Source organism: Streptomyces sp. R44, assembly GCF_041053105.1.
Lineage (GTDB): Bacteria > Actinomycetota > Actinomycetes > Streptomycetales > Streptomycetaceae > Streptomyces.
On record NZ_CP163444.1, the window covers coordinates 8,705,756 to 8,717,680 of the forward strand.

Annotated in this window: 11 protein-coding genes; 2 read left to right on the plus strand and 9 right to left on the minus strand. The window is 71.9% G+C overall.

Annotated elements, in window-relative coordinates:
- Nucleotides 1-58: 58 nt before the first annotated feature.
- The 4 genes from fxlM to AB5J54_RS40260 form a co-directional block, all read right to left on the minus strand.
- Nucleotides 59-1,315, minus strand: coding sequence for a methyltransferase, FxLD system (gene fxlM, locus AB5J54_RS40245; RefSeq protein WP_369149614.1), 1,257 nt, complete (start codon nucleotides 1,313-1,315; stop codon nucleotides 59-61).
- Nucleotides 1,203-2,423: a methyltransferase gene (locus AB5J54_RS40250; RefSeq protein ID WP_369148970.1), complete on the minus strand. Its 1,221-nt coding sequence runs from the start codon at nucleotides 2,421-2,423 to the stop codon at nucleotides 1,203-1,205. The genes fxlM and AB5J54_RS40250 overlap by 113 nt, the downstream gene beginning before the upstream one ends.
- A gap of 126 nt (nucleotides 2,424-2,549) precedes the next feature.
- Complete coding sequence (locus tag AB5J54_RS40255; RefSeq protein ID WP_369148971.1) at nucleotides 2,550-3,998, minus strand: phosphotransferase; 1,449 nt, start codon at nucleotides 3,996-3,998, stop codon at nucleotides 2,550-2,552.
- 366 nt (nucleotides 3,999-4,364) lie between these two features.
- A complete protein-coding gene (locus AB5J54_RS40260) occupies nucleotides 4,365-4,928 on the minus strand; it encodes a dihydrofolate reductase family protein (protein ID WP_369148972.1) in 564 nt (187 codons plus the stop codon).
- Nucleotides 4,929-5,153: 225 nt separating this feature from the next.
- Here AB5J54_RS40260 and AB5J54_RS40265 point away from each other — a divergent pair, with 225 nt between their 5' ends.
- Nucleotides 5,154-5,936 carry an SAM-dependent methyltransferase gene (locus AB5J54_RS40265; protein WP_369148973.1) on the plus strand — a complete coding sequence of 261 codons (783 nt, stop codon included), beginning with the start codon at nucleotides 5,154-5,156 and terminating at the stop codon, nucleotides 5,934-5,936.
- Nucleotides 5,937-5,960: 24 nt separating this feature from the next.
- On the opposite strand, the gene AB5J54_RS40270 is transcribed toward AB5J54_RS40265, so the two are convergent.
- The 5 genes from AB5J54_RS40270 to AB5J54_RS40290 form a co-directional block, all read right to left on the minus strand.
- The gene (locus AB5J54_RS40270) at nucleotides 5,961-6,779 is read right to left on the minus strand and encodes an isocitrate lyase/phosphoenolpyruvate mutase family protein (RefSeq protein WP_369148974.1); all 819 of its coding nucleotides are present in this window, start codon (nucleotides 6,777-6,779) and stop codon (nucleotides 5,961-5,963) included.
- Nucleotides 6,780-6,937: 158 nt separating this feature from the next.
- Nucleotides 6,938-7,624 carry a hypothetical protein gene (locus tag AB5J54_RS40275; RefSeq protein ID WP_369148975.1) on the minus strand — a complete coding sequence of 229 codons (687 nt, stop codon included), beginning with the start codon at nucleotides 7,622-7,624 and terminating at the stop codon, nucleotides 6,938-6,940.
- A 247-nt stretch (nucleotides 7,625-7,871) separates the two neighbouring features.
- Nucleotides 7,872-8,897 (minus strand): TolB-like translocation protein, encoded by a 1,026-nt coding sequence (locus AB5J54_RS40280; protein ID WP_369149615.1) that lies wholly within the window; start codon nucleotides 8,895-8,897, stop codon nucleotides 7,872-7,874.
- Nucleotides 8,898-8,902: 5 nt separating this feature from the next.
- On the minus strand, nucleotides 8,903-10,216 hold the full coding sequence (locus AB5J54_RS40285; protein WP_369148976.1) for an MFS transporter: 1,314 nt from the start codon (nucleotides 10,214-10,216) through the stop codon (nucleotides 8,903-8,905).
- A 1-nt stretch (nucleotide 10,217) separates the two neighbouring features.
- Nucleotides 10,218-11,099: an alkaline phosphatase family protein gene (locus AB5J54_RS40290; RefSeq protein WP_369148977.1), complete on the minus strand. Its 882-nt coding sequence runs from the start codon at nucleotides 11,097-11,099 to the stop codon at nucleotides 10,218-10,220.
- A 358-nt stretch (nucleotides 11,100-11,457) separates the two neighbouring features.
- On the opposite strand from AB5J54_RS40290, the gene AB5J54_RS40295 reads away from it, so the two are divergent.
- Nucleotides 11,458-11,916: a group II truncated hemoglobin gene (locus tag AB5J54_RS40295; protein ID WP_369148978.1), complete on the plus strand. Its 459-nt coding sequence runs from the start codon at nucleotides 11,458-11,460 to the stop codon at nucleotides 11,914-11,916.
- The last annotated feature ends 9 nt before the right edge of the window (nucleotides 11,917-11,925 follow it).

Sequence of the window (11,925 nt, forward strand, 5' to 3'; positions counted from 1 at the left end):
GGCGGCCTGGGCGGGGGAGGGCAGGCGACGACGCCGGGGGGTGTCGGTCGGTGTGGGGTCAGGCGGTAGCGGGGGGACGTCCTGTGCAGGGGGCTACGGGGGAGGGCAGGAGGGCGTCACGGCCGGGCCACTGCACCACGATGCGGCAGTGGTCCTTGTCCACCACATCGCCCCGGGGCAGCAGGCGGTCAGGTGTGTCGGCCGGATGCACGGTGGCGGCCGGGTCGGTGCTCCTGTCACCGTCGCCCCGTACGTCCCGGTCCCAGGCCCTGACGGTCTCCGCGAACTTCTCCGCGAGCTGCGGGCCCTGGGGGCCGAAGGCGTGGACGTGCCACTCCCATAGCCGCTCCGTACGGATCTCGCTGTGCCGGGTCTGCACGTACGTGACGTACGCGAGCGAGGCGTCCCCGAGGACCGCCGGGGCATCGGATCCGGCGTTGATCCCCACCACCGATGTGCCCTGGCCGGGAGCGGAGACGAGGCGGCAGAACCCGGGCGACGTCGTGGCCGCGTACAGCAGCAGCGACCCGAAGTCGAGGCCGGGACCCATGGTGACCCCGGTGGCGATCTCGTGCCGGCGCCCGCGCAGCGCCTCCTCCAGGCCTTCGGCGCTCCGGGCGGGGCCGTCGTCGAAGCGGAGCTGCAGCTGCCCGTCCAGAAGCCCGACGACGGGTGCCGTACGGGCGTCCGCCCCCTGGGCGGGGACGAACCCGCAGTGCGTGAACCGCCGGGCGACCAGCACATCACCCCGTCGCTGGAAGGTGATCGCACGCGTGTAGCCGCCGACCTCGAGCGGCAGCACCAGGCGGCCGCCCTCCGCCAGCTGTTCGCGCCACGCCGGGGCGACATCCCAGCAGTTGTACGTCATCACGATGGCGTCGAACCCGCCGCGGGGGACCAGACCGGCCGGCGCTCCGTGGGCGGCGTCGCCGTGGACGACGGTGACGCGCCCGCTGCCGGCCTCGGTGGTGAAGCGGCGCGCGCGGCGCACGACATAGGGGTCGATGTCGCTCGTGACGACGCGCCCGCCGGGGCCGACGACATGGGCGAGCAATTCGGCGTTGTACCCGCCGGATCCCGCCTCCCACACGACGGCCCCCGGCTTCAGATCGAGACCCTCGATCATGTCCGCCTGCAGCCACGCCGCGGACACCGAACTGGTCGCCCTCCCCGACTCGTTCCTGCGGGTGACGATCGCGAAGTCACCGGCGTCGTAAGCCGTCCTCAGGTTCTTCTCGGGGGCGAACCGGTGGCGGGGCACCGACCGAAGCGCCTCCCGGACCGGCGCCGACGGGGCCCAGCCGTCGGCGGCCACGGTCTCCGCCATGACCTGCCGGAGCCGAACGGCCTCGGCAGGCTCGCCGGGCACTGCTGGTTGTGCCGCGTCGATCGCGTACCGGGTCACCGGGGGCAGGTCCGGGAGGATCCCGGGCCAGACGGCCTCCAGCGCCTGCGCGGCCGGTGCGAACACGTCCCCGGCGCAGGCCAGAGCGTTCGAAGAACTCCCAGCGGACGAACCCGTCGTGCTCGGGCCTGCTGAGCGCGCCGGTCCAGCTGGTGATGCGGACCACCGCCGTGAGCCGGGGGACGTCGCCTACGGCGTCGCCGAGCATCGTGACCACATGCGCGTCCTCGACCTCGGCGGCGAGCCCGGTGTCCTCGGCGAGTCCCCGGACCGCTGCCGCCGCGAAGGTCTCCGAGCCGACGCCCTCACCACCGGGCAGTTCCCACACGCCCCGGCGCGAGCGCCCCAGAAGAACCCGGCCGGTCTCGTCGGTGACGACGGCGAGCGCGGTGGCCGCCTCCGGACCGGACGGCGCCGGCCGCCGCTCCACAGCCCGGGTGCCGCCATGACAGGGGCCACGCAGGACCAGGACCGCGAGCCGGTCGGCGTCGAACCGCTCCGCCCGCTCCCAGTGCCCGGTCAGCAGGACGATCTCGTCCTCGTCCAGCGCGGTGCCACGCCGCTCCTCCGGGGTGTGCTCGGCCACCGGAGTGATGACGACGAGCGCACCACCGGGCCGCAGCCGCTCGCCGAGACCGTGCAGGGTGGACACGCGGTTCGCGAGGAACGGGATCACCAGACGGAGCACGATCAGGTCGTAGCCGCCCTCATGGAGGGCCACCGGGTCGTCACGCTCGACGTCCATGCGGATCCACCTCACCCGCGGGGCGTCCGGATGTTCCTCCCGGGCGCGGGCGATCGCGCTGTCGGCGAAGTCGACGGCGTCCACGGTGTAGTCGAGCGACGTGAGGTGGACGGACAGCTCGCCGGTCCCGCACCCCACTTCCAGCGCCCGCCCGCCTCCCTCCGGTGCGGGCACGTGCGTGGCCAGCAGCTTCCGCTCCACGTCCCCGAGCAACCGGAACCCCTTGCCCTCGGCGTAGTGGCGGTGCCACTCGGTGCGCTCGACGTACTCCAACGGGTCTCTCCTCATGTGACGGTGTCGAACAGGTCGTGGCGCGGGGCGGTCGGGCGCATCGGACAGACCGGGCACCGGCGCACCGCGAGCGCCGTCAGCGGCGGGCGCTGCTGGCGCGGCGGGGACTCACGAGGTGTCCGCAGCCGGCGCGCCGATGCCGGGATTCATCGCGGGACTCCCTGTGGACGGAGGGAGGGCCAAGGTGAGTCCGGTACGGAGCCGGGCGAGGGTGCGGCGGCCGCGCTCGACGAGTTCCGGGTCCCCCGCCCGAGTCCCGAAGGCGATGCCGGAGACCGAGTCCAGTGCGGCGCTCGCGACCAGATGCGCCTCCTCCGAGTCGTCCAACGGGCGGCCGTAGCCGGCGAAGAACGCCGCGGCGAGGTCGGGGCGGCCGTCGAAGTGATCCAGGATGCGGACGAAGTCCCGTACCCGGGGCTGGGGTTCACTGCGCTCGAAGTCGATGACCCGCACCGTGCCGTCGTCACCGAGGAGCAGGTTGCGCAGCTGGAAGTCGCCGTGGGTCACCACCGGCGTCAGCGGCCCGAGCTCCTGGGCAGCGGCGACGGCCGAGCGGACGAGCTCCTCGTCGCCCGGTGCGAGCAGCGGTCGCGCAGCGTCCACATGGCGGTCCATCCGGTCGTACGGTCCAAGGGGAGCGGCACCAGGCGGCTTCTCGGGGGCAGGGCTTGCGTGGATGCGGGCCGCGAGGGTGCCGATGGCCGTGAACACCGCGCGCTCCTCGGCGCCGTTCAGCACCCTGCCGTGCAGGGTCCGGCCCTCGACCGCGGTCACCACGACCGCCAGGAGGCCCGGGTCGGCGGCCACGAGGCGGGGCCCGCCACCGCCGAGACCGGGTACCCAGCCGCGCAGCGCGGACGTCTCGCGGTGGTGGAACTTCTCATTCTGGTGAAGCTTCACGAACCACGTGCCGCCCGCCGCCCCGCGCACGCGCCACACACGGCTGTTCTCCCGGGCCCAGGACACATCCGCCCAGGTGGCGATGCGGCCGACGGTGCGCTCGGCGAAGTCCCGCACGGCCGGCTCCGGCCCCCGGTCCGCAGGCCCCGGGCCGTGGACGAGGCGGAGGCGGTCGAGCTCCGCGTCGTAGGCGATCGGATCGTCCGGGCTCTGGAAGTGCAGTGCCACCGGCGCACCGGCCCGGTAGGCATCGAGACCGGCACGGCAGTAGGCGACCATCGGCTCCGGGAGCCGGTCGAGCGGGAACCACCGCATCGCGTCGCACTTGTCCCGCTCCCGCACCCGCGCGGTGCCCCGCCACCGGCGGACCTCGAAGAAGAACCCGACGCGCTCCTTCCCGCCCGGCGGCCGGTGGTGCACCGTGACAGCCGCGCGCACGTCAGCCGGTGCCACGACGAGACCGGTCTCCTCCAGCGTCTCGCGCACGACGGCGTCCACGACGGTCTCCCGCTCCAAGTGGCCGGACGGGGCGTGCCACAGGCCCGAGGCGTAGACGTCGCCGGCCCGCCGCGACAGCAGCACTTCCGGCCCCTGCGCTCCGTCACGTACGGCGATCAGGTGCACGTCCACCGGCACGGTGTGCCGCCCGCCGCTCACGCGCCGCCTCCCGGCAGCAAGGAGAGCAGCAGGAGCCGGAGGTGACGGCGATGGATCCCGGTCAACATTGGTCCCCCTGACGGTCGTCCAGCGTGGTCGTGAAGCTCAACGACCGGACCGGGATATCGAACGCACGTATTTCGGTCGGTCCCTGGCCCCCGGGACAGAGCGCGTGTCGAAGGATGGGGAATGCATGGACCCAGCCTTTACAACAGGTGTGCGGGTCGGAGGGGTTGGCCGAAACGCCGATGACCGTGCGATGGCCCGCGCGCGTCGGTGCGCCGCGGTGCGCCGATTTCCGGGGTCGTCGGGGCGACGTCGAACAACCACACGGCGTGCTCGACGGCCGTGAGGTGAAGAACCCCGCTAGCGCGCCACGCGGTAGTGGAGGTAGACGACGTTCGAGCTGAAGTTGCGGGTCTCGACGAGTTCGAGATCCACCCGGCGCTCGTCGCGGGGGAAGAACGGAGTGCCACCGCCGACCAGCACCGGATGGACCATGGCCCGGTACTCGTCGATCAGACCCGACGCGGCCGCCTCGGCCGCCAGCGTCGCGCCGCCGATCGCGATCTCGCCCTCCCCGGGCTCGGCTCGCAGCCGCTCGATCTCCTCCGCCAGGCTGCCGGAAGCCAGGCGGGCGTTGCCCTGCACCTCCGACAAGGTGGTGGAGAACACCACCTTCGGGAGCGGATTCCAGAGCGAGATCCACTCGCGCGTGGCGTCGTCGAGCGAGGGATCCTGGTCGGCGGTCTCCCAGTAGAGCATCGTCTCGTACAGCCGTCGTCCCAGCAGGTGGACGTCGACCTTTTTGATGTCCTCGATCCAGAAGCGAAACACCTCGTCGTCGGGAGCCGTCCAGTCGAATTGTCCGTCCGGCCCGACGATGTAGCCGTCAAGTGAGGTGCCCATCGAATAGGTCACGCTGCGCATCAGAAGTCCTCCTCGGTGACGGGCTTCGACAGTACGACCGCCGGGCTGCGGGACTCATCACGGCTCGCGGGGCCGCTGCGCCGAGTCACCTCACGGCACCATCGCGTCGAGAGAACGTGCGATCGGTCGTACGGGGTGTGGCGGCGGAGGTGGATGAAGTGACGAACGAGGTCAATGCGCCATCGCGCCACGGGAGTTGCCGGAGCGCTGCGATACGTTGGAGACGTGACCGACATCGAATCGCGCATTGACACGTCCCGGCCGCACACCGCCCGGATATGGAACTACTGGACCGGCGGCAAGGACAACTACCCGGTCGATCGGGAGGCCGGCGACCAGATCCGTGCGCTGCATCCCGGCATCGGGGAGTACGCGAAGGCGGACCGGCTGTTCCTGGGGCGGGCGGTGCGGTACCTGGCGGAACAGGAGGGCATCCGGCAGTTCCTGGACATCGGCACGGGGCTGCCGAGTGCCGACAACACGCACGAGGTCGCCCAGCGCGTCGCCCCCGACGCGCGTGTCGTGTACGTGGACAACGACCCGCTCGTCCTCGCGCACGCCCGCGCCCTGCTGGTCGGGACGCCCGAGGGCCGCACCGACTACCTGGACGCCGATCTGCGGGACGTCGACACGATCCTGGCCGCCGCGGCGAAGACCCTCGACCTCTCCCAGCCGGTCGCGCTGATGCTGCTCGGGGTCGTCATCTTCGTCGAGGACGACGAGGAGTCGTACGCGATCGTCCGCCGGCTCATGGACGCCCTCGCCCCCGGCAGCCACCTCGTCCTGTCCCACACGGTCACCCACCCCGACATGCCGGACGTCGACGCGGCCGTGGCGTTCTGGAACGAGCACGGCACCCCGAAGCTCACCCAGCGCACCCCCGCGGCCGTCGCGCGCTACTTCGACGGCCTGGAGCTGCTGGAGCCCGGCGTGGTCTCCTGCTCCGCGTGGCGGCCGCAGACGCCGACGCCGGACGTCGCGATGTACGCGGGCGTCGGCCGCAAGTGAGGTCGGGCGACTGCTCCTGCGTGGTCAGTGAGGGGCGCGGAACAGGCCGTTGAGCTGAGGGAAGGGGATGGCGTCGGCGAGCGGCTGGTAGCCGCCCGCGTCGTACAGCTGCTGCGCGGCGTGGCGGGTGGCGGTGTAGGCGGTCTGGGCGACACCCGCGCCGAGGCTGACGCGGGCGACACCGAGGCCGCCGAGCGCGGTGACGTCCGGTGCTCCGGGGCCGGCCATGACGTTCAGCGGGGCGGAGATGCCCGAGGCCAGCTCCGTGATGGTCGCCGGGTCGGTCACGCCCGGGACGAAGACGCCGTCGGCGCCGGCGTCGATGTACCCACGCGCCCGCTCCAGGGTGTCCTCCAGTCGGGTGGCGGGGTCGCCGAGGCCGAACAGGTACGTGTCCGTACGGGCGTTGAGGAAGAGGGCCACACCGGCTCGTTCCGCGGCGGCCCGGGCCGCCGCGAGGCGTGCCCTCAGCTCGGCCGGGGGACGCGTGCCGTCCTCGATGTTGATGCCCACGGCACCCGCTTCCAGCACCCGTGCGACGGTGTCGGCGACGCCCGCCGCGTCCTGTCCGTATCCGCCTTCGATATCGGCCGTGACCGGTACGTCGACCGCCGCGACGATGCGGGCGATCAGGTCCACCGCCAGGCCGGGGGAGAGGTGGTCCCCGTCCGGAAGACCGAGCGACCAGGCGATCCCGGCGCTGGTGGTGGCGATCGCGGGTGCCCCCGCAGCCTCGATGACACGGGCGCTTGCCACGTCCCAGGCGTTGGCGAGCGCGAGGGGGCGCGAGGAGCTGTGGAGGGAGCGGAACAACAGGGCCTTGTCCACGTGTGCGGTGATCATGCGGTCAGCCAACCAGCGGCCCGAGCCTGCTGTCTGGCAGGTTTCCGACACCACCGTCCTCGGAGCGTTTCGGCGTTGCCGTGCGGGCGAGAGCCGCGGCCACACGGAGAACGCTCACGCATCGCTCCTGGTCGGTCGTGTACAGCGCCGTATCGCCGTCAGCGGGGTGGTGGGGGCAGGACACCGAGCCGGACACCGTGGAGAGCCCCCAGCCGGTGGATTTCCCACAGGGCGATCAGGGTGGCTGTCGCGGCCCCGCCGAGAGGGAGCAGCGGTGAGACGTCCGGCCATTGCAGGAAGGGGAACAGCAAGTCCTGCGCGGCCATCTCCCAGACGTATCCGATGGTGATCAGGGCGGGCAGGGCGGGATGGATCTCCATCGTGCGGAACATGTACCGGTGGATGGCCGGTATGGCGTGGATGAAGAAGCCGATCATGCGGGCCGTCGCGTAGATGGCGAGGACCGCCGCGGCGATGAACAGCACCGCGCCCAGCGCCTCGGGGAAGCCGTCCACCGTGATGCGGCCGGTGATGAAGACGGCCAGTCCGACCCAGAGCGCGCACACGACCAGCAGGTGCCCGAAGAACGCGGTGAACGCGGTCAGCGGACCCCATAAGCGGGAGAGTAGTTCGCCGTGGATCTGGTGGCGGACGAGTGTGAGAAAGACCGTCACGGCGACGAGCGCGGACAGGGCCAAGGCCACGGGTGCCATGAGGAGGCGCAGTCCGGCGTCCGCCGCCCACGTCAGCAGGTGGACCTGGCCCTGGAGGGCCAGCGGGACCTTGATCACCGCCATGATCGCAAGCCCCGCCCAGAAGCGAACGGTCGGCAGCATGCTGGTCATCGCCGGAAGCACGGTCTGCGGCAATGGCTCCATCCAACGGCGCGCCAGAACCCCGTCCTTGTCCAGGACCCGACCCCCGCCGCCACGCCGATCACTCGTGTCATCGTCCACGGGCCGATCGTGGCATCAGGGATGGCCCGGACGGAATCGCTCCGCAAAATCGCCCCGGAGCGGAGCGCTCGTCATGCCTTACACCTTCCCGTCCGCTGCTCCGTCTGCGCTGTGCAGACGCGGCGACCCCCGCTCCTCACTCCAGGAACGCCGGTGCCAGTGCCGCCGTCATCAAGCGTTTCGGGCTGCCCGAGCCGTCGGCCGGGACGGTGTAGAGGTCGGCGCCGTAATCCCCCGGCAGGGAGTACGAGACCGTGTGGTCGTCGAGCCAGACGGCCTGGTCGTCGACACTGCGGGGCTCGGCGAGCGCGGTCTCCCGCAGGGTGGCCAGATCCAGGACGTACTCGTGCCAGGGCGCGTCCGCGGAGGCGCCCGCGACGCGCTTCTTGTAGACGATCCTGGTCTCGTCGGGGGAGAGGGACGGGCACTCGACGTTCCGGTGGACCGTGGTGACGGTACGGGCGGTCAGATCGCCCCGCACCAGGTAGGTCTGGCCGGCGGTCGCCATGGTGGCGTAGAAGTGCCGGTCGTCGCGGGAGAAGGTGACGCCCCAGAAGTTGGTGTCGGCGGCGCGGTGGTCCTTGCCGTCCTTCACGACCCGGAACTCCTCCAGGGACGTGGTGAGCCGGCCCGTCGTGGTGTCCAGGACGGCCGTACGGGTGGAGAAGCTGGCGCTGGCGTACGAGTCGCCGCCGACGAAGACCGTCCACGCGACCAGCCGGCCCGAAGGCGAGACCCGGGCGCGGGTCGGGATGCCGGGGAGCGGGTAGTGGGCCCGCTCTTTGAGCGCCGCGTCCAGGACGACCGCCCGGTACGCGTCCTCCACCGTGCCGCGCACGGCCTGCAGGCAGATGCCGGTGCCGCCGGCCGCGTGGAAGCGCAGGCACTTCACCCCGGACGCGGTCCGCGGACCTGCGGGGACGCCCGCCGGCACCGTGGCCAGCTCGTCGCGGTGCGGGCCCCAGGCCATGTTGCGGAACACGATCCGGCGGTCGGCCCCGGCCGCGAGCGAGATCCGCCCGGACCCGATCGCCGGCCCGCCCGCCTGCGGGCGGTCCTTCTCGGCCGCCCGGTCGGCCGCGTGCAGCAGCGACGCGACCGCCACACCGCCGAGCACGGCGAGCGCCGCGAGCAGGAGGAGCAGCTTGCCGCGCAGGGTCAGCGGGGTCATGCGGGGGTTTCCTCCGAAACCTTGTCGGTGGTGGTGCCGGCGTGCGGGGGCGTGGCCGACGGTCGCAGGGCGAACGCCGCCGTCGCGCACACCGCGAGCACGGCCGTCGCCGCGCCGACCGCCCAGCGGTCGCCCCACGCGGTCCAGGCCGCGCCGAAGGCGATCGAGCAGCAGAAGCGGGCGAGCGCCTGCCCCGTCTGGATCAACGCGAGACCGGACGAGCGCAGTTCGGGCGGTACGAAGCCGGCCGCCGCGGCCATCAGGACACCGTCGGTCGCCGCGTAGAAACCGCCGTGCAGCGCCAGCACCAGCCAGGGGAGCGCCGGGCTCTGCCAGCCGCTGAGCAGCAGCCCGTACACGAGCAGCAGGGCGACATGGCCGCCCAGGAACACCCGCCAGCGGCCGACCCGGTCGGCGAGCCGACCCAGCGGGACCGCGAGCAGCAGGAAGGCTGCGGCGGTGCCGATCGGCAGCAGGGCGAACCAGCGGTCGGCGACGCCGAGGCGCCGCTGCAGCAGCAGATAGACGAAGGAGTCACTGACCGTCGCGAGCCCCAAAAGGAGGGCGCACAGGGCGAGTCGGCGTACATCGGGCAACCGGAGCAGGGCGAGTGCGGCCTTGAGGGAGGCGCGCGGCGCGCCGTCCGGCGCCGGGGTCGCGGGGGGACGGGGACGCGAAGGTACGAAGAGGAGCAGGATGAGCACGCCGACCGCGGCCACGCAGAAGCTGACCGTGAACACGGCGTCGTAGCCGTCCACCGCCTGGCGGAGGATCAGAAAGGCGACGAGCGGGCCGATCAGGGCACCCGCGGTGTCCATCGCCCGGTGCACCCCGAAGGCGCGGCCGCGCGACTCCTCCGGCGACGCCAGCGAGATCAGGGCGTCGCGCGGCGCGGTCCGCAGGCCCTTCCCGGTCCGGTCGGCGGCGAGCACGGCACCGATCAGCGGCAGCGAACTCGCCACCAGGAGCAGGGGCTTGCACAGCGCGGAGAGCCCGTAGCCGAGAGCCGCGACCGTCTTGTGCCCGCCGCCGCGGTCGGCGAGATGGCCGCCGACGAGCCGTACGAGCGCGCTGAAACCGTTGTACACACCGTCGAGCAGGCCGAAACCGAGCGGCGAGAGGCCGAGCCCGGCGACCAGATAGAGCGGCAGCACCGCCGTGACCATCTCCGAGGAGACGTCCGTGACGAGGCTGACCGTACCGAGCGCGAGCACGGTCGGTGCGACGGCGGCGCGCCGCCCGGGACCACGGTCCCGGGCGGCGGCCGTCGCGGCCGTCGCGGGGGTGCTGCGACTGTCCGCCACGTACACGTCAGGGCGTCCAGATGCCGGTGATCGGGGTCGCGTTGGCGGCCTGGCCGGCGTGCGTGGTGCCGTACATGTCCTCGATCGTGCGCAGCAGGTTGTAGTGGTTGTACGTGGTCGAGGACGTCGAGCCCGGGACCACCTGCTGGCCGTAGAGGACCGTCGCGATCTTGTTGCCGGCGAGCCGGTTGTCCTCGTCGAAGGTCACGACGAGGAGGCTGTTGTGGGTCTTCGCCCAGGTCGCGTAGGCGCCCAGGTTGTTCTTCAGCCAGGTGTCACCGGTGCCGACCGAGCAGTCGTGCATGTCGTTGCACAGGTTCGGGACCACGAAGGACACCTGCGGCAGCGTGCTGTAGTCGGTCGGGAACTGCGCCATGGTGTACGCCGACGAGGTCGGAACGTTCGAGAAGCCGAACCAGGGGTTGTGCTTGCGCGCGTACTTGCCGCTGCTGCACGTGGTCGAACCCTGGCTGGGGAGCGTCTCGTTGTAGCTCTTCCAGGACTTGCCCGCCGCGATCAGCTCGGAGGCCAGGTTCGGTGCGGACGAGAAGCCGGGCGTGTAGCAGCTGTCGTCCGTGATGCCCTGGGTGGAGCCGGAGAACATCGCGAAGTAGTTGGGCTGGCTGGGGTGGGTCTCGGCGTACGACTGGGTGAGGTTGGCGCCGCCGGCCTTCAGCGAGTTGATGTACGGGGCGCTTGAGCTGCCGATGATCTGGCTGTACGCGTGGTTCTCGAAGACCACGACGACCACGTGGTCGGGGGTGGGGACGGTCGCCGCGGCCTGGGCCTGCGACGTGCCGCCGAAACCGGCCCAGAGGCCGATCGAGGCGGCCGCGAGGCCGAGGGTGGACAGAAGGGCGGTGCGGCGTTTTCTGGGCGCGCCGGACACGACTACCTCCGGTTGAGGGTGATGACTACGGGAGCGGTGCAACCGGCAGGTTAGGAGTGGGCATGTCAACCCGGAAGGTCTTCCGGGTGAAGACCCGGCAAACCTTGCTCCCCTTCTCGGCCGCGGCCTCCTTGTCCTCCGGTTTCCCTCTCCACCAGTGTCCGCCCTCTCGGCGTCTGCCGCAGAGCGCGGCCGCGGCGCCCCGCACCGTTCCCCTCCTCGGTCCCCTTGCCGACCCCCGAGGCGACGCGACCGGACGGGGTGCTCACCGCCTCGCTCCGTGAGTGAACATGCGGGGATCCGGGCCGTGTTGTGTGAAGGTGGGGGTGACACACACCGTGGATCACTGGAGGGCTCCATGAGTGCCGAGCACACGAACACTCTGTACGAGGCTGTGGGTGGTGCCGACGCGCTGCGCCGGCTCTCCGAGACGTTCTACGAGGGGGTCCTGGCCGACCCTCTCCTCGCACCCGTCTTCGCCGACTTCACCGCCACCCACGTGGAGCACGTGGCCGTGTGGCTGGCGGAGGTCTTCTCGGGACCTGCCGAGTTCACGGCGGAGCTCGGCGGGCACCAGGCCCTGCTCCGTGCCCACCTCGGGCTCGGCATCACGGAGGAACAGCGACTGCGCTGGATGGAGCTCATGGCGGCGGCCGTGGAGAAGGAACTGCCGGACGACGCCCTGCTGCGTCGCCGGGTGCTGGAGTACTTCGACTGGGGTACGCGGATCGCCAAGGACGTCTCGGCCTCGGCCCCGGGCACGGACCTCGGCGAGCCCGGCCCCACCCCGCGCTGGGGCTGGGACGGGCTCGCCTGACCCCGGCAG